Below are 17,423 nucleotides of genomic sequence, written 5' to 3'. Positions count from 1 at the left end.
GAGCGGTGCCGAAGCATCTCTCCCCCTTAACTAATCCCATCGTTTGAGTTTGTGCCGTGGTAGTTTTGCTTCGGCTCCGCTCAGCATGACGTTCTCTTTTGTCTGGCATGACCGTTCCGGCTTCCGTTCCAAACAATGCCCCACCCCCGCCCGTGCCCGTTTCCCTCGCGCCGCCCCCGCGGCGCTCGGGCAAGCGGACGCGGCGGGTGCGGGGCATTATTTTTTTGAAGGACGTGGCGGTGCTGGCCCTCACCGCCTTTGGCGGGCCGCAGGCGCACCTGGCCATGTTTTTCCGGCTGCTGGTGAACCGGCGCCGCTACCTGAGCACGGCGGAGCTGCTGGAGCTGCAAGCCCTGTGCGCGCTGCTGCCCGGGCCCACCTCCACCCAAACCATTACGGTCATCGGCTTCCGGCTGGGCGGGCCCAACCTGGCCTACCTCACGTTGCTGATTTGGGTGACGCCGGCCGTGACGCTCATGACCCTGGCCGGCCTCACCCTGAGCCGCCTCGACCCGGCCCGGGTGGGGGCGCTGGTGCAGTTCGTGCAGCCGGTGGCGGTGGGCTTCGTCGCGTTCTCGGCCTACCGCATTGCCGAGAAGGTCATCCACACCAAAACGGCGGTGGCCCTGATGGTGGCCGCGGCCATGCTGGCCTACTTTTTCCAGCTGCCCTGGATGCTGCCCACGCTGCTGCTGGCCGGCGGGGCCGTGACCACCGCGCGCTACCGCAAGCACGCCATCATTCAGGAGAAAAGCCCCTTGCGCGTGGAGTGGGCCAACTTCGTGCTGTGGCTGGGCATTCTGGTGGGGGCGGCCGTGCTGGGGCACTACACGCGGTTGTTGCCGGTGCGCCTGTTCGAGAATTTTTACCGCAACGGCTCGCTGGTGTTCGGCGGCGGCCAGGTGCTGGCCCCGCTGCTCTACGCCGAGTTCGTGGAGTTCAAGGGCTACCTCACGGGGCCGGAGTTCCTGTCGGGGCTGGGGCTGGTGCAGGCCATGCCGGGGCCCAACTTCTCGCTGGCGGCCTACATCGGGGCGCTGGCCATGCGGCCGGCCGGGGGGCTGGGCATGCAGGTACTGGGCGCATTGGTGGGGGCGGCGGGCATCTTCCTGCCGGGCACGTTCCTCATCTTCTTCGTCATTCGGTTCTGGGACCGGCTGCGGCAGTACCGCGTGGTGCAGGCCTCGCTCGAAGGCATCAACGCCGTGAGCGCCGGGCTGGTGTGCGCGGCCACGTTCCTGCTCTACCACCCGCTGCCCGACCGCCTGCTGGCCCTGCCCTTTCACCTGGGCCCCATCGATACCCTGCCGCTGAACCCGCTGCTGGTGGGCACCACTTTTCTGCTGCTGCTCTGGGAAAAAGTGCCGTCGGTGGTCATCATTGCCGTAGCGCTGCTGGCAGGAGCGTTTATCTAATGGGCGAATGGGTTAGGGAGTGCCGTTATGCGCCAAGCTCGTAACGGCACTCCCTAACCCATTCATCCATTCACCCATTGCTGAACCGCGCCAGAAACGCGGTGCGGGCTTCCTCTAATTCCTGCACCAGCCCGGCCCGCTGCCGCAGCAGCTCGGCCCCGGCGGCCGGGGCTGTGCGGAACAGGCGCGCCGCCCGCAGCCCCTGCAGCCGGGCCGCCAGCATGTTCCAGTAGCCCAGGGCGTAGAACCCGGCGAAGGGCAGGGTGAGCACGTACAGTGCCGTGAGCCGCCAGTCGTGGGTGAGCCAGTGCTGGACGGCGGCGGCCTGCAGGGTGTAGGCCAGCGGAAAGGTGACCATGCCCATGACCATCATGATGGGAGCCACAAACTCCGCTTCTTTGGTGGCCCGCTGCGCCACCAGGGACGGCAGTTTGTAGGGCAGGTAGTTGTTCAGCACGCCGTAAATCCACACCGGCGCGCCCAGCACCAGGTTGACCAAGCCGGCCACGGAGCCGCGCCGCTGGTCGTCGAGGGCGGCGTCGGTGAGGCGGTGGCGGCGCAGGTTGGCCAGGTAGGCATCGAACTGGCGGCGGGCGGCGGTGAGGCGCTCGGGAAAGTGCTGCTCGGCCCAGGCCAGGGCTTCGAGCAGGGTGCGGCTGAGCTGGAAGTTGTCGTAGAGCGTGGCCGGGTCGTCGTCGGGGTTGAGGTGGTCGCCGAAGGTGCGTTCCACCTGCTGCACCAGGGCGTCGTCGGCCGCGTCCTTGCTCACCACCAGGTTTTGTTCCAGGGCCTCGCGGATGCGCTCGGTGAGCTGGTCGGCGGCGGCTTCCGGGTCGGCGGCGTAGGCGGCGGCAAAGTCGGCCACCGCAATGGGCGGGGCCACGTTCAGCAGCACGTCGGAGCGAAACTTGCTGGGGTCGAAGTAGTTGATGGCCAGCGGCACGATTTGCAGGCCCAGCCGGAAGCCGTGGCGGGCCTCGGTGCCCAGCGCAATGCGCGCGGCGCCGGTTTTAAGGGGCCGCAGCCGGCGCTCGCTGATGCTGGTGCCTTCGGGAAAAATCATGAGCGTACCCCCGCGGCCCAGGTAGTCGTAGCAGCGCCCGAAGGTGGCCTCGTTGCGGGCGGCGCGCTGCTCAGCCGTAATGGGGCCGGCTTCGCCCGCGTCCTGGGCCCGGTAAATGGGAATGGAGTTGCCCGATTCCAGCACGGCCCGCAGAACGGGGTTCTTGAAGAACGTGCTCTTGGCCAGGAAGGCAATGGGCTGGCGGCGGTTCACGGCGGCCAGCAGCGGGTCCATGAGGGTGTTGGGGTGGTTGCTGGCCAACAGCAGCGGGCCGGGCAGGCGCAGGCGCTCGGGGTGGCGCACCTCCACGCGGCGAAAAAACACCCGCAGGGCCACCTGCACCAGCGGTTTCATAACGGTGTAAAAGAGCATGGGCCGAAAACGTGAGGCCCGAAGATAGGGCCCGGCCGGTGCGGCGCCCCAGTCCCGGCGCCCCCAAACCAAGAGCGCAGCCGGGCCCAAAGACCCGGCTGCGCCCGGCAGGTAGTGGCTGCGGGGGGGCTACTTGTCGCGCTTGGCCTTGGCCTTGGCCTTGTCCTCGGCGAGCTTGATTTTAACTTTTTCTTTGCGGGCGCGCTCCTCCTCCATTTTTTTGCGCTTGCCGGGGTAGCGCATGTCAAAGGTCTTGATTTTGAGCAAGCTGTCGGCCTCCGCGATGGAGGCGCGGCTGGTGACGCGGCCCGTGAGCGACACCACGTCGCCCTCGGCCATCTGAATGGTGCTGCTGTCCTTGGCCGTCACGAGGCCGGTGGGGCTGATGCGGACGCCATTGATGAGTTTTTTGTCGGCCGTGAGCGGGTTGGTGACGCCCAGTTCGGTGAGCACAACCCGGCCTTTCTGCATCGTGAGGCCGTCTTTGAGGCCGACGCCCGTGGCCACCATGCGGGGCCGCGGCGCCACGCCGCCGGTGCGGCGCGGCGGCAGCTTGGTTTGGGCCTGCGCCGTGGCCGCCTCGCCCAGTAGCACTGCCACAAACAAGCAGTGAAAAACGTGTCGGAGTTTCATGGAAAAGTGTAAGATGAAATATGGAAGAATGAGTATAAACTGCTGGCGAACGCAAGATACGGCGTATTCAGCACACGGCTTAACGCCAAGGTAATGTACGAGTGCAAAACCGGGGCCAGCTTCGCCCGGCTGGAATACCGCCTTTCTTGGGCGAGCCCACCGCCCGGGCGCCGCGGCGGGCTGGGGAAATTCAAATGCCGAATGATGAACTTGCGCCGCCACGCCGCCGCCAGGGGGCGTTGGGCTGAAGCCGGAAAACCGTAAATTCCACCCTCAGCACATCTAACCCAATCCTTCCACCGTGGACTACAAAGATTATTACAAGGCGCTGGGCGTGGAAAAAACGGCCACGGCTGACCAAATCAAAAAGGCTTACCGCAAGCTGGCCCGCCAGCACCACCCCGACGTGAACCCGAACGACAACGGCGCCGAGCAGCGCTTCAAGGAAATTAACGAGGCCAACGAAGTCCTCAGCGACCCCGATAAACGAAAGAAGTACGACCAGTTTGGGGCCGACTGGCAGCGCTACCAGCAGCAGCCCGGCGGCGCGGGCCGGGGCGCCCCGCCCGGCGGCGGCTTCGACTGGAGCCAGTACACGCAGGGCGGCGGGGGCGGCCGCCCGTTCGACGAAGGCGACGACTTCTCCGATTTCTTCGGCTCTCTGTTCGGCGGGGGCAGCGCGCGCGCGGGCGGCAGCCGGCCCGGCGCCGGGCCCGACTACCAGGCCGAGCTGGAGCTGAGCCTGGAAGAAGCCTACCACGGCGGCCCGCGCACCATCACGGTGCAGGGCAAAAACCTGCGCCTGACCATCCTGCCCGGCACGGCCGACGGCCAGACCATTCGGCTGCGCGACCAGGGCGGCCCCGGCCGTAACGGCGGGCCCCGCGGCTCGCTGCTCATCACCTTCCGCCTGCGGCCCGATGCCCGCTACGCCCGCACCGGCAACGACCTGACCCAGGACGCGCCCGTGCCCCTCTACAAGGCCCTGCTGGGCGGCGAGCACACGGTGGAAACCCTGAGCGGCCCCGTCAAAATCACGCTCAAGCCCGAAACCCCGAACGGCACCCGCCTGCGCCTGCGCGGCAAGGGCTTTCCCGTATACAAGCAGGCCGGCCAGTTCGGCGACTTGTACCTGCGCCTGACCCTGGTGCTGCCCCAGCGCCTCACCGAACCGGAAAAAGAGCTGATTCAGCAGCTGGCCGCCCTGCGCGCCGAAGCCTAACGCCTTGCCTTGTTGCCATGGACGCCCACGTTCTCATCCTCACTTTTCAGGAATGCTCGGCCCGCTACGGCCTGGGGCCGGGTGCGCTGCACGAGTTCCTGCAGGCGGGCCTGCTGCGCCCGGCCCCCGCGCCCGAAACCGTGTTTGTCGACGAGCCCGACGACCTGCCCCGCCTGGCCCGCCTGCACCACGAGCTGGGCCTGGCCCCGGAGGCACTCGACGTCATCCTGGCCATGCGCCAGCGGCTGGTGCGGCTCCAGGCCGCGCTGGTGCACGAGACGGCGCGGGCCCGGCAGCTGGAGGCATTCGTGCGCGGCAACGGGCCGCTGGAGGAATTGTAAATGCCCGACGGAAAGGCCAGGGGGCTGGCTGCACCTCACCCTACTTAGGCTGCTTGAGTATCTGCGAAGTGGGCCATAGGCAGCAAGATTGGGGAGCACGCAGGGGCGTCGAAGGGCGAGAATTCTCTTTTAACACAACATGCGTTTTTGGGCCAGTCTGAGCAGATATCATAGTTCTCAGCCTTGTTCTCTCCGCGCCATCACTTGCACTTTTACAGAATTCACCATGCATTGTAATTGGCTTCACCTATTGTTCTTAATTGGTCTAAGCAGTGCCCCAATCGGAAGTCATGCGCAGGAAACTACTTCTTACAGCAGGCTTCAAGCACCAATACCCGACCCACTGTATGTGCTCAACTCCACTATTATCATTAATGGTGTTTTAGCTGATTTTACGGCACAGGATACTAGGGAAATAAAGAAAATAGTGGTGTACAAAGGAGCATACACACTTGGTGCCCAGAAAATAGCGCCTCAATTAAAGAATTTAGGAGTTGATGTGCTCGACATTACCTCCTCGAAACGTATTCGCAGTAAGTCTTTCGTTCAGCTAGGCCACCAACTCGGCCTACGCGGCCCGCTCACCTTTGCGCTCAATGGCCACCCGCTAGAAGCGCAAGCAGTCGCAGTCCTTCGAATTGCCCCCGCAGCCATTGGGCAAATTCACATCCTGCGTCCAACACCTGAACTTCCAGAGACAAGGGTAGATATTTGGTTAGCTTCATCGCCAAAGCCAGACTACAGCAAGTATCACCCAGGCACCATTTTCATTCGGTAAACTTGGTGAATCGAGGCCTTTTACGGCATATTTAAACAGAATTCCTTCCGTCCTGCTATCGGTGCTCAAAGCTACCTGCTGAGCTTGTCACGCCACGACTAAAGCCAGCGCCAGCCCGGCCAGCGTGGCACCCAGCTTGGGCCAGTTGAGCCGGTGCTCCGGGCTGGTTTCAAATAGAATGGTGGTGGAGACGTGCAGGAAATTGCCGGCCACCAGCCCCAGCAAAGCCGCGTAGACGCCGCCGCGCAGCAGCTCGCCCAATACCACGTAGTTGCTCACCACGATGCCCACCGGCGAGGCCAGCGCAAACACCAGCAGCCACGGCCACACCCGCCGGAAGCCGCCGAACCGCAGCCGCAGCAGCGTGGCCAGCGCAAACGCCGCCGGCATGTGGTGCAAGGCCACGCCCACCACGATGGCGTAGAAGTTCTGGCTCATCTGCCCCACTTCCGGGGCGTGCACCAGGATGCTGCCCTCCAGAAAGGAGTGTACCACCAGCGCCCCCAGCAGCAGAAACGGCACCCGGCCCCCGCCCTCGTGCGGGTCGTGGGCGGCCTCGTGGTGCACGTGCCCGTGCTCCACGCCCTGCGAGAGCACTTCGAGCAGCAGCTGGCCGAAGAAGCCCGCCAGCACCCAGTACCCAATTTGCTGCGGGTGCGCGGGCAGCAACTGCAGGGCCTCGGGCAAAATGTGCGTGATGGTGAGCGTGAACAGGTACGCGCCGCTGAAGGCCAGCAGCGGCTTGAGCCACCGGCTGCCCCGCGCCACCGGCACCCAGGCCGCCGCGGCGCCAGCGCCCAGCACCGTGAGCAGCAGCAGAAAAATAGCAAACCCCATGGAGAAAAGAATGAGGAATGAAGAATGAGGAATGAGGAATAAAGAGTCATGCTGTTGGCAATTCCTCATTCCTTATTTTTCATGCTTCACTCAAAAGCAGCGGCAGCTTTGCGGCCGCCAGCGGGCGGGCAAAGCTGCCGCTTGCACCAATGGTCCGGCCGGGCCGGCGGCTCAGCGCTGTATCTCGTGGCCGTCCGCAGTGGTGTCGGCCTGGCTGGACTTGCCCGCGTCGTTCAGCCGGCCGCGCTTGCGCAGGCCCTCTTCGGCGTTGGCCGTGATGGCCGATTCGGCCGACGGTTTCGGCCGCTCGTCCAAATCGGCCGACGAGCTGATGGGCTTGGTGATGGCCGCGCCCTTGGCCTGGTTGGGGGCGTAGTCGGTGTTCTGGTCGAAGTTGTCGGTGGCGCGGGTGCCGGGGGCCACCATGTCAACGGATACTTTGTCGTCGGGCCGCCAGTCGGAAGGCTCGGCGCTGCACGAGGCCAGGGCGGTGGCCGCCAAAGCCAGCAACAGGGTGTGGGTCAGTTTCATCGGGATAAAATTTGCAGGGTAACGAATGTAAAAAAAGCACGTGGTCGGCGAAAGCGGCGTCACTGGGCCGGCCGTTGCGACTCACCCGGTAACAACTGCGTACCGGCTGCTGGACTAAACGGTTGCGGCCCCGGCCTCGGCCGGCAGCAGGTTCTTGCGGCGCAGCAGGGCTTCGAACAGCTTCTGGTCGTTGGGCGAGTTGAAGATGCGCAGGGGCAGGTGCAGAAACACCGGCACGTCGAAGGTGCGGGCCAGCCACAGGCGCCACGGGGCGGTGTCGGCCGGGGGCGCGCCGGGCTTGAGGTAGAGACGGTAGGCGTCGGCGTCGCGGCGGGCGCGGCCTATCATGTCCCAGGTCAACTGCATGGCTTTTTCGGGGCCCACGCGCAGCAGCAGTTGCTTCTGGTCCATCTCGAAGTTCATGCGTTCAAACAGCGGCTTGCTCTGCTCCATCTGGGCCACGCCCGTTACCTGGGCCGAGCGCAGCAGCGCAAACAGCACCGTGAGCACCACGGCCAGCCCCAGCCACCACCACGAATGCACGAAAATAGCCGGCAGCAGCCCCAGCGCAAATGGAACCAGCGCGTACACCCAGTCCTTGCGCCACACGTCGGCCAGGGCCAGGCGGGTGTAGGTGTTGGTATCGAACTGCGTTTTCTTGGTGCGAATGGCCAGCGGCGAAGCTTGCTGCGACTGGCGGAAGCCGCCGCCACTGCCGCGTTGGTTGGGTTGGTTCATTTGTTCGTTGTCAGTTGTTCGTTGTCAGTTGTTAGCCGTTGCCGCCACCAGAACAACCTGACAACTGACAACGAGCAACAGACAACTAGTTAATAGGCTTTTAAGCTCAAGTCCAAGCTTTTGACGGAGTGGGTGAGGGCGCCCACGGAAATATAGTCGACGCCGGTGCGGGCCACTTCGGCAATGGTCTGCTCGGTGATGCCGCCGCTGGCCTCCGTGGGAAAGCGCCCGTTGATGAGCGCCACCGCCTCGCGCAGCTGGTCGGGCGGCATGTTGTCGAGCATGATGCGGGCAATGCCGCCGGTGGCCAGCGCCTGCTGCACCTCGGCCAGCGTCCGGGTTTCGATTTCGATGGGCAGCTGCCGGCCGGTGTCGGCCAGGTATTTCTGAGTGGCAGCAATGGCCGGGGCTACGCCGCCGGCGTAGTCCACGTGGTTGTCCTTCAGGATAATCATATCGAACAGCCCGTAGCGGTGGTTCACGCCGCCGCCAATCAGCACGGCCCATTTCTCGCAGATGCGGAAGTTGGGCGTGGTCTTGCGGGTATCAAGCAGCCTGGCATTGGTGCCGGCCAGCAGCGTGTTCAAGTGGGCCGTGTAGGTGGCGATGCCGCTCATGCGCTGCATGCAGTTGAGCACCAGCCGCTCGGCGGTGAGGATGCTGCGCGCGGGGCCTTCCACGGTGAAAGCCACGTCGCCGTGCTTCACGCGGGCCCCGTCCGGCAGCAGCAGGTGCAACTGCAGGGTGGGGTCTACTTCCTCAAAAATGAGTGGGGCCAGGGCCATGCCGGCCAGCAGGCCTTCGCCTTTTACCAGCAGGTGGGCCCGGTTGCGGGCATCGGCCGGAATGGCGGCCCGGGCCGAATGGTCACCGTCGCCCACGTCCTCGGCCAAGGCGGTGCGGATGAAGGCGGTCAGGGCCTCGGGCGTGAGGTAAGCAGGGGTGGGGGTTTGCACGGCGCAAAGGTACGGCCCTCGCCTTTGCGAATAAAGCCGAACATGCACCCATCGGCTTCGCCTGTCATCCCGAGTGCAACGAAGGAACTCAGCCGCGCCGCCGCGGGTGGTTCGACGGCGATAAGGCCGTCCGCTGCATTCAGGATGACAAATACCCAACGCGGTTGCTAACGGCCCACGAAAAAGCCCCATCCGGTTCGGAATGGGGCTTGTCAGGTTATTCTTTCGTGAAGTCCAGGGTGTCGATAACCGGGGCGCCGCGCGAGGGCTTGAGCTTCACAAACACCCGGTAGGTGCCGCTACGGCCGGTGTAGCGGCCAATGGCGTACTGGATGTGCTCGCGGCTTTCGCCCTGGTGGATGAATTCGAAGTTGCTGGGAGTGTTCTTGGCAAAAAAATCCTTGATGACGATTTCGGCCTGGGTGGCGTTGTAACTCTGCTTGTCGCCGTCGAACCCGATTTCCACCGTGGCGGCGAGGTACTGCGACAGCTCGCGGGAGGAACCGTTGCGCATGGCCGAGCCCACGGCGCCCAGGTTGTCGACCTGCGCGTGGGCCGCGCCGGTGCCAAAAAGGAATAACCAACTTAAAAGTAGTGCCCTAAAAAAATAGCGTTTCATTATTGGGGTAATAAGTGCGTCATGCGCGGTAAGATTATGAGCGAAAATGGTGCCAGGAAGTCCAACGGCCCGCCAAGCTGCCACCAAACGCACCACGGGGCAAGGCGGCGGAAAAGCAACGCCTAAGGTAGATGATTCCAACCCACGGGGCCGCCGGCCGTATCTTTGCGGCATGAGTAAACAGGTTTTATTGGTTATTCTCGATGGCTGGGGCATCGCGCAGGATACGGCGGTTTCGGCGGTGGACGCCGCCCGCACCCCGTTCTACCACGAGCTGTTGCGGCGGTTTCCGCACAGCAAACTGCAGGCCTCGGGCGAGGCCGTGGGGCTGCCCGAGGGGCAGATGGGCAACTCGGAAGTGGGCCACATGAACATCGGCGCCGGCCGGGTGGTAAACCAGGAGCTGGTGCGCATCGGCAAGGCCATCCGGGAGCGGAAGCTGGGTCAGATGCCGGCCCTGGTGAAGGCTTTCGAGTACGCCGTGGCCAACGACAAACCCGTGCACCTCATCGGCCTGCTCTCCGACGGCGGCGTGCACTCGCACATCGACCACGTGAAGGCGCTGTGCACCATTGCCCACGAGGCGGGCGTGCGGCGCGTGTTCGTGCACGCCTTCACCGACGGGCGCGACACCGACCCGAAGAGCGGCGTGCGCTACCTCAACGAGTTGGAAGAATCCCTGGAGCGCAGCGGCGCCAAAATTGCCTCGGTGGTGGGCCGCTACTACGCCATGGACCGCGACCGCCGCTGGGAGCGGGTGAAGGTGGCCTACGACCTGCTGGTGCACGGCGTGGGCGAGCGGTCGCAAAACCTCATCCAAACCATCCAGGAGCAGTACAAGGAGGGCGTGACGGACGAGTTTCTCAAGCCCATCGTGAAGACTGGGCCCGACGGCCAGCCGCTGGCCACCATTCAGGACGGCGACGTGGTGCTGTGCTTCAACTTCCGCACCGACCGGGGCCGCGAAATCACGGAGGTGCTCACCCAGCAGGACAACCACGCCTTCCAGATGCAGCGCCTCAACCTGCACTACCTCACTCTGACTAACTACGACGACACCTTCGTGGGCGTGACGCCGGTGTTCGAGAAGGACAACCTCGACAACACCCTGGGCGAAGTGCTGGCGGCGCACCACAAAACCCAGATTCGCATTGCCGAAACCGAGAAGTACCCGCACGTGACGTTCTTCTTCTCGGGCGGCCGCGAAACCGAGTTCGCGGGCGAGCAGCGCATCCTGCGGGCCTCGCCCAAGGTGGCCACCTACGACCTGCAGCCCGAGATGAGCGCTGCCGAACTGCGCGACGCGCTCATCCCGGAGCTGCAAGCCCAGGCGGCTGATTTTGTGGTGCTGAACTTTGCTAACCCCGACATGGTGGGCCACACCGGCGTGTTCGAGGCCGTGGTGCGGGCCGTGGAAACCACCGACGCCTGCGCCCGCGCCGTGGTGGAAGCCGCCCTGGCCGCCGGCTACGCCAGTATTATCATTGCCGACCACGGCAACGCCGAGTTCATGCGCAACGCCGACGGCTCGCCCAACACCGCCCATACCACCAACCTGGTGCCCTGCATCCTGGCCGATAACGACTACGCCGGCACCCTGGCCGACGGCAAGCTGGGCGACCTGGCCCCCACCATCCTGGAGCTGATGGGCCTGCCCCAGCCGGCCGAGATGACGGGCGTGAGCCTGCTGCGCCGCAACAAAACCACTGCCTCGAATGCGTAGGCACGGCCTGGTGGGGATGAGTGAGCTGCTGGGACAATGGCCGTGGCTGCTGGCCGGCGCCGGGCTGCTGGCGGGCTGCGGCGACGCGGGCCCCGCCGCGCCGGCCGCGCGCCGCCCGCTTTATTTCGACGTGAAGGGGCTGCTCACGCAGCAAGTGGCGCAACTGGCCCAGCGCCGCGCCGCCGTCACCAAGCGCGTGAGCCTGCGCGGCAATGCCGTTGAAACCGTGCGGGTGCCCGCCGTGAAATGGGCCGACGAGCTCCAGATTTTTTTTCAGGCCGACATCAATAAGGCCGCCCTGCGCGGGGCCTACGCCGTGGATTCGGTGCTGCTGCCCGACGGGCGCCTGCGCCGCACCTACACCCGCCGGCCCGGCCAGCCCAACGCCCCGGTGGCCCGCCTGACGGTGGTGCAGCAGGGCGCGGCCGCCCAGGAAGTGGCCGCCACCGTGGTGCAAAACAATGCGCTGTTCTCGGCTCAAAAGCAACTGCGGTTTGAGTTGCAGAACGGGCAGCTGCGGCGCTACGAGGTGGTAGGAACCCAGAAGCTCGTGTTTTTTGACACGCTGCGCTACGCCGCGGCCGGGCGGGTAGAATAGCCCCGGATACCCAAACTAGGGAGTGGACTCGAACGCGCCCAGGCTGGGGGCGTTGGCGTTGCGGCGCGGCAGGTTGAGGATGTCGGCGGCGGGTGCGGCGCCGGCCCGGGGGCGCTTGGGGGTGACGACCGGGGACGCCGGCAGGAGGCTGTAGTCGAGCGCGCCGCCCAGGAAAGAAAGCGGCGTGCGCTTGAACTGCGGGTCCGCGTTGACGAGGTTGGCGAGGGCCGGGGCGGCCAGGCCGGGCTTGCCGGGGGCGTTGGTGCCGGCTTCGTACTCCTTAGTGCGCAGCAACGTGTTTACCACATTGAATGCATAGTTGGGGTCGGCGTTGTTCTCAAGAAACAGCTCGTCCTCGTAAGAACCCCACACGATGGAATTGCGGATGCTAACGCTGGTGGGCCGCTTGACAACGCCAGCCCGGGTTTCGAAGGCATTGGTGAATTCGAGCGAGGGCGTTTCGCGCCGGAACGACGGCGTGTAGTTGGCCACGGTGCAGAAGTTGAAGTCGTAGGTGCCACCGCCCACGCCCCGCACGGCGTACTCGCCGCAGTTGGTGAACAGGCAGTTGGTGGCCGTCACTTCGCCGGAGTAGCTCAGGATGCCCGCGCCGGTGGAGGCGTTGGCGTTGGCGAAGGAGGGGTTAGAACCCGAGATGTTGCGAATCACGGTATTCTCAAGGGCCAGGTCCGTCCGGGGCGTAACGTTATCCGGGTTGAACAGCAAGGCGCCAAAGACGGCATTCTTGATTTCCGCGTAGCGAATGCGGTTGCCCCGGCTGCTACTGGTGAACACGATGCCGCCCCACTGCCCGGGCACGTCGGCGTAGAACGGCTCCAGCCGGTCGCCCTGGAAGCGCACGATGTTGGCGTTGCTGGCCTTCACGGTGTCGGTGATGCCCGTGCCGGGCACGAAGTCCTGGCCCACCAGCAGCGTGCCGTCCACCTGCAAAAAGGCGCCGGCGTGGGCGTAGACGCGGGCGCCCTTGGGAATGGTGAGCGTGACGCCCCGCAGCACGGCCACGCCCACCGGGTAGGTTTGGCCCCCGCTCGCGTAGTCGGCGTTGATGATGACGTGGGGCTTGTCGGTGCGCCAGGTTTCGTCGCGGGCAATGATGTCGGCCCGGTGGAAATAGGCATTCTGGCCGTAGGCCACCAGCTTCACGTTCTGCTCGTTGCCGTTGGTGCGGAAGCGCAGCTCGTCGGTGACGAGGTACTGCTTGGGCGCGGCGCTCTGGCCGTTGTCGCCGAGCACGGCCCGCACCAGCACCAGCAGGCTGTCGTTGCCCCGGATGGTGACGCCGCTGGCGGCGGGGCCGGCGTCGCCGTTGATGATGAGCGAGTAGGTGGGGCCGGCCTCGCCGCCCAGGCTCACGTCCGTCTGCACCGCGCCGCGGTTGCGGTTGTACACCCACAACCGCTTGGTCACGGTGCGGATGGTGGTAAACACCGTGTCGAACAGCACCGTGTCGGCCGCAAATTCCAGGCGGCCGGAGGTTTGCACCAGGTCTTCCTTCGGCTCGCAGCCGGGCAGGAAGGTGAGCAGGCAGCTAAGGATGAGGAAGAGCGGGAAGAGGTGGCGCATGGGAAGCGTTGGACGGACAACTCCCCTCCTCAGCAAGGAGGGGACGCCAACGCGAAGCGGTGGCTGGGGTGGTTGGGGCGTTGAACGGGCAGGTTGGGAGGAAATTGTTGCAACAACGGATGAATGCAAACCTAATGGTGCAAACTGCGCGGACGCCCTGACCACCCCCGTTTCAGCTTCGCTGAAACATCCCCTCCTTGCCAAGGAGGGGAGTTGTCCGTCCAACGCGCTGTCTTGCTTACTTCGTCACGCCTTCCTGCAGGCGCTCGGCGCTCTCGGCGATGCGGAGCTGCTCCACGAAGTCGTCGACGTTGCCTTCCATCACGCTGGCCAGGTTGTAGACGGTGTAGCCGATGCGGTGGTCCGTAACGCGGCCCTGCGGGTAGTTGTAGGTGCGAATTTTGTCGCTCCGGTCGCCGCCGCCAATCATGCTTTTGCGCACCAGGCCGTCGGCTTCGTTTTTCTTGGCCAGCTCCATGTCGTACACCCGGGAGCGGAGTACGGCCAGGGCCTTGTCGAAGTTCTTGAGCTGCGACTTCTGGTCCTGGCACTGGGCCACGAGGCCGGAGGGCAAGTGGGTGAGGCGCACGGCCGAATAAGTCGTGTTCACCGACTGACCGCCGGGGCCGCTGGAGCAGAAGTAGTCCTTGCGGATGTCGCCCATGTTCAGCTCGATGTCGAACTCTTCCACCTCGGGAATGACCACGATGGAGGCCACGCTGGTGTGGATGCGGCCCTGGGTTTCGGTGGCCGGCACGCGCTGCACGCGGTGCACGCCGCTCTCAAACTTGAGCTTGCCGTACACGTCCTCGCCGCGCACGGCCACGATGATTTCCTTGTAGCCGCCGGCCGTGCCCTCCATGGCGTCAATCAGCTCCATTTTCCAGTTCTGCTTTTCGGCGAAGCGCATGTACATGCGCTGCAGGTCGCCGGCGAACAGGGCCGCCTCGTCGCCGCCCGCGCCGGCCCGGATTTCCATGATGACGTCCTTCGAGTCGTTGGGGTCTTTGGGCAGCAGCAGGTCCTTGATGCTGTCTTCCAGGCGCTCCTGCTCGGGCAGCAGCTCGTCGAGCTCGTCCTTGGCCATCTGGCGGAAGTCTTCGTCCTTCTCGGTGGAAACGACCGCGCGGGCGTTTTCGATGTTGCTGAGCACGCCCTGGTACTTGCGGTACTCGGCCACAATCTTGCCCAGTTCCTTGAGTTCCTTGTTAAGTGACTTGTAGCGCTTAAGGTCCGACATGACGTCGGGCTGCATCAGTTCTTCGTTGACGTTGTCGTAGCGCTGGCTGATGGCTTCTAGTTTATCGAGCATCGGGTGTTCGGGAAATAGTTCAGTAGTTTGCAAAGGTACTGAATCCAAACACCGCCGTTTGGGCTTCTGGTTCTGTTTGTTGTCAGTTGCTAGTTGTCAGTTGCTAGTCCTGCTCACAAAGCGTGGTTTCAAATGCCTGACAACTGACAACCAGCAACGAATAACGGCTATGCAAGTGTTGAAATTCGGGGGCACGTCGGTGGCCTCCGCCGAGAGCATTGAGAAAAGCGCTGCCATTGCCTTGCGGGCGCTTGATGAAGGCCCGGTGGTGGTGGTAGTTTCGGCAATGGGCGGCACCACCGATGCCCTGATTAAAGCGGGTCAACTGGCGGCGGCCGACGACCCCGCCTACCAGGAGATATTGCAGCAGTTGGAGCAGCGCCACCTGCTGGCCGCCGAACAGTTGCGGTTGCCGCCAGCGCCAATGGATACAGCCGTGGCCTTAATCACGGATGATTTCCTGGAGCTGCACCGGCTAGGCAGCGGGATTACGGCGCTGGGGGAGCTGTCGGGCCGCACTCTTGACCGGCTAGTTAGCTACGGCGAGCTGCTGGTGTCGCGGCTGTTTCAGGTGTATTTCCACAGCTTTTGGCTGGACACGGTGTGGGCCGATGCCCGCCAGTTGATTCGCACTAATTCGCGTTTTGGCAATGCCGAAGTAGATGTTGACGCCACCGAGCAGCGGGTGCGCGCTTTCCAAGCCCGGCACCCCGACGTTTCGTGGGTAGTACCCGGCTTCATCGCGGCCGACGCCCAGGGCAACACCACCACGCTGGGCCGCGGTGGCTCCGATTACACCGCCGCCCTGCTGGCCGCCGCGCTCGGCGCCGAGAAGCTGGAAATCTGGACCGACGTGAGCGGCATGATGACCGCCGACCCGCGCCTGGTGCGCAGCGCCCGGCCCATTCCGCGCCTCAGCTACCAGGAGGCCATGGAGCTGTCGCACTTCGGAGCCAAGGTGCTCTACCCGCCCACCATCCAGCCGGTGATGCGGCGCGGCATTCCGCTCTGGATTAAAAACACCTTCGCCCCGGCCGACCCCGGCACGCTGGTGGAACTGGCGCCGCCGCCCACGGCCGCTGTGGTGCAGGGCATTTCCAGCATCGGCAGCCTGGCGCTGCTCAACCTGGAGGGCAGCGGCATGGTGGGCATCCCCGGCTTCTCGAAGCGGCTGTTTGCGGCCCTGGCCCGCGAGCGCATCAACGTGGTGCTCATCACCCAAAGCTCGTCGGAACACTCCATCTGCGTGGGCGTGAGCGAGGCCGACACGGCCCCGGCCCGGGCGGCGGTCGACGCGGAGTTTGCGGCCGAAATTGCGGCCGGCCGCATCGAGCCGCTGCGGCCCGAAACCGGCCTGGCCATTGTGGCGCTGGTGGGCGACAACATGAAGGACCACCCCGGCATCAGCGGCAAGCTGTTTGGCGCGCTGGGGCAGAACGGGGTCAACATCCGGGCCATCGCGCAGGGCGCTTCGGAGAAGAACATCTCGACCGTCATCCGCGCCGCCGACGTGCGCAAGGCCATCAACGTGCTGCACGAAGCCTTTTTCGAGGCCACCGTGAAGCAGGTGAACCTGTTTCTGCTGGGGCCCGGCAACGTGGGCAGCAAGCTGCTGGGGCAGCTGGCGCAGCAGCAGGCCCACCTGCTGGAGAAGCTGGGCCTGCAGGTGCGGGTGGTGGCCATCGCCAACAGCCGCCACTGCCTGGTGCACGAAACCGGCCTCGACCTGGCCGCCTGGCCCGCCGAGTTGGCCCAGGCGCCCGCCCAAACGCTGGCCGAGTTCACCCAGCTTATCATCGGCCGCAACCTGCGCAATTCCATCTTCGTGGACGTGACGGCCAACCCCGCCGCCGCCGGCTGCTACGCCGACCTGCTGGCCAAGAGCGTGGCCGTGGTGGCCTGCAACAAGGTGGCCTGCTCCTCCGATTACGCCCACTACGCCCGCCTCAAAAGCCTGTCGAAGGAGTTCAACGCCAGCTTTCTGTTCGAAACCAACGTGGGCGCGGGCCTGCCCATCATCGGCACCCTGAACGACCTCACGCGCAGCGGCGACGTGGTCCGGCGCATGGAGGCCGTGCTCTCCGGCACGCTCAACTTCGTGTTCAACCACTACGACGGCCGCCGGCCCTTTGCCGAGGTGGTGCGCCAGGCCCAAACCGAAGGCTACACCGAGCCCGACCCGCGCCTCGACCTGAGCGGCAGCGACGTGGCCCGCAAAATCCTCATCCTGGCCCGCGAAGCCGGCGAAGTAATGGAAATGGCCGACATCGCCATCGACTCTTTCCTGCCACCCGCTTGCCTCGAAGGCGACGTGGAGGCTTTCTATACCCAAATGGCCGCGCACGAAGCCCACTTCCGCGCGCTGTACGACGCCGCCACGGCCGCCGGCACCCGCCTGAAATTCGTGGCCCGCTACGCCAACGGGCAGGCCGCCGTGGGCCTGCAAAAGGTGGCGCCCGGCCACGACCTCTACGACCTGCGTGGCAAGGACAACGTGGTGCTCTTCTACACCGACCGCTACGTGGAGCAGCCGCTGGTGGTGAAGGGCGCCGGCGCCGGTGCGGAGGTCACGGCCAGTGGAGTATTTGCCGACATCGTGCGCGCGGCAGGGCTGTAAACGAATTAAAAATTAAAAATGAAGAATTAAAAATCGGGGTGCGGAGGGGAGTGGCACAAGCCATTCTTCGTTCTTCGTTTTTAA

General features: G+C 64.7%; 16 protein-coding genes. 7 read left to right on the top strand and 9 right to left on the bottom strand.

Annotated features, from left to right (window positions below):
- Positions 1–152 precede the first annotated feature (152 nt).
- The gene (locus tag RMO51_RS11645) at positions 153–1,415 is read left to right on the top strand and encodes a chromate transporter (RefSeq protein WP_310394811.1); all 1,263 of its coding nucleotides are present in this window, start codon (positions 153–155) and stop codon (positions 1,413–1,415) included.
- 70 nt (positions 1,416–1,485) lie between these two features.
- On the opposite strand, the gene RMO51_RS11640 is transcribed toward RMO51_RS11645, so the two are convergent.
- Together RMO51_RS11640 and RMO51_RS11635 are read right to left on the bottom strand one after the other, a co-directional pair.
- Complete coding sequence (locus RMO51_RS11640) at positions 1,486–2,850, bottom strand: lysophospholipid acyltransferase family protein (RefSeq protein WP_310394809.1); 1,365 nt, start codon at positions 2,848–2,850, stop codon at positions 1,486–1,488.
- A 129-nt stretch (positions 2,851–2,979) separates the two neighbouring features.
- Positions 2,980–3,483 (bottom strand): DUF6799 domain-containing protein, encoded by a 504-nt coding sequence (locus RMO51_RS11635; protein ID WP_310394808.1) that lies wholly within the window; start codon positions 3,481–3,483, stop codon positions 2,980–2,982.
- A gap of 301 nt (positions 3,484–3,784) precedes the next feature.
- On the opposite strand from RMO51_RS11635, the gene RMO51_RS11630 reads away from it, so the two are divergent.
- From RMO51_RS11630 to RMO51_RS11620, 3 genes are all read left to right on the top strand, one after another.
- On the top strand, positions 3,785–4,705 hold the full coding sequence (locus RMO51_RS11630) for a J domain-containing protein (protein WP_310394806.1): 921 nt from the start codon (positions 3,785–3,787) through the stop codon (positions 4,703–4,705).
- 17 nt (positions 4,706–4,722) lie between these two features.
- The gene (locus RMO51_RS11625; RefSeq protein WP_310394804.1) at positions 4,723–5,046 is read left to right on the top strand and encodes a hypothetical protein; all 324 of its coding nucleotides are present in this window, start codon (positions 4,723–4,725) and stop codon (positions 5,044–5,046) included.
- Between the two features lie 349 nt (positions 5,047–5,395).
- Positions 5,396–5,824 (top strand): hypothetical protein, encoded by a 429-nt coding sequence (locus RMO51_RS11620; protein WP_310394802.1) that lies wholly within the window; start codon positions 5,396–5,398, stop codon positions 5,822–5,824.
- An 87-nt stretch (positions 5,825–5,911) separates the two neighbouring features.
- Here the strand turns inward: RMO51_RS11620 and RMO51_RS11615 are convergent, their stop codons facing one another.
- From RMO51_RS11615 to RMO51_RS11595, 5 genes are all read right to left on the bottom strand, one after another.
- A complete protein-coding gene (locus RMO51_RS11615) occupies positions 5,912–6,661 on the bottom strand; it encodes a ZIP family metal transporter (RefSeq protein WP_310394800.1) in 750 nt (249 codons plus the stop codon).
- Between the two features lie 171 nt (positions 6,662–6,832).
- A complete protein-coding gene (locus RMO51_RS11610; protein ID WP_310394798.1) occupies positions 6,833–7,192 on the bottom strand; it encodes a hypothetical protein in 360 nt (119 codons plus the stop codon).
- Between the two features lie 114 nt (positions 7,193–7,306).
- The gene (locus RMO51_RS11605; protein WP_310394797.1) at positions 7,307–7,930 is read right to left on the bottom strand and encodes a hypothetical protein; all 624 of its coding nucleotides are present in this window, start codon (positions 7,928–7,930) and stop codon (positions 7,307–7,309) included.
- 89 nt (positions 7,931–8,019) lie between these two features.
- On the bottom strand, positions 8,020–8,886 hold the full coding sequence (gene nadC / locus RMO51_RS11600; RefSeq protein ID WP_310394795.1) for a carboxylating nicotinate-nucleotide diphosphorylase: 867 nt from the start codon (positions 8,884–8,886) through the stop codon (positions 8,020–8,022).
- 217 nt (positions 8,887–9,103) lie between these two features.
- The gene (locus tag RMO51_RS11595) at positions 9,104–9,505 is read right to left on the bottom strand and encodes a DUF4783 domain-containing protein (RefSeq protein ID WP_310394793.1); all 402 of its coding nucleotides are present in this window, start codon (positions 9,503–9,505) and stop codon (positions 9,104–9,106) included.
- 172 nt (positions 9,506–9,677) lie between these two features.
- On the opposite strand from RMO51_RS11595, the gene gpmI reads away from it, so the two are divergent.
- Positions 9,678–11,228 (top strand): 2,3-bisphosphoglycerate-independent phosphoglycerate mutase, encoded by a 1,551-nt coding sequence (gpmI, locus tag RMO51_RS11590; protein ID WP_310394792.1) that lies wholly within the window; start codon positions 9,678–9,680, stop codon positions 11,226–11,228.
- Positions 11,221–11,826 (top strand): hypothetical protein, encoded by a 606-nt coding sequence (locus RMO51_RS11585; protein ID WP_310394790.1) that lies wholly within the window; start codon positions 11,221–11,223, stop codon positions 11,824–11,826. The genes gpmI and RMO51_RS11585 overlap by 8 nt, the downstream gene beginning before the upstream one ends.
- Positions 11,827–11,841: 15 nt before the next feature.
- Here the strand turns inward: RMO51_RS11585 and RMO51_RS11580 are convergent, their stop codons facing one another.
- Positions 11,842–13,410: a hypothetical protein gene (locus tag RMO51_RS11580; RefSeq protein WP_310394789.1), complete on the bottom strand. Its 1,569-nt coding sequence runs from the start codon at positions 13,408–13,410 to the stop codon at positions 11,842–11,844.
- Between the two features lie 238 nt (positions 13,411–13,648).
- Positions 13,649–14,722, bottom strand: a complete 1,074-nt coding sequence (gene prfA, locus RMO51_RS11575; RefSeq protein WP_310394787.1) for a peptide chain release factor 1 — start codon at positions 14,720–14,722, stop codon at positions 13,649–13,651.
- Between the two features lie 169 nt (positions 14,723–14,891).
- On the opposite strand from prfA, the gene thrA reads away from it, so the two are divergent.
- Positions 14,892–17,339 (top strand): bifunctional aspartate kinase/homoserine dehydrogenase I, encoded by a 2,448-nt coding sequence (gene thrA, locus RMO51_RS11570; RefSeq protein WP_310394786.1) that lies wholly within the window; start codon positions 14,892–14,894, stop codon positions 17,337–17,339.
- The last annotated feature ends 84 nt before the right edge of the window (positions 17,340–17,423 follow it).

This window comes from Hymenobacter sp. (assembly GCF_031398885.1).
Classification (GTDB): domain Bacteria; phylum Bacteroidota; class Bacteroidia; order Cytophagales; family Hymenobacteraceae; genus Hymenobacter.
Note: the sequence above shows the minus strand (reverse complement) of the source record. Positions and strands in the feature narration are given on the sequence as shown.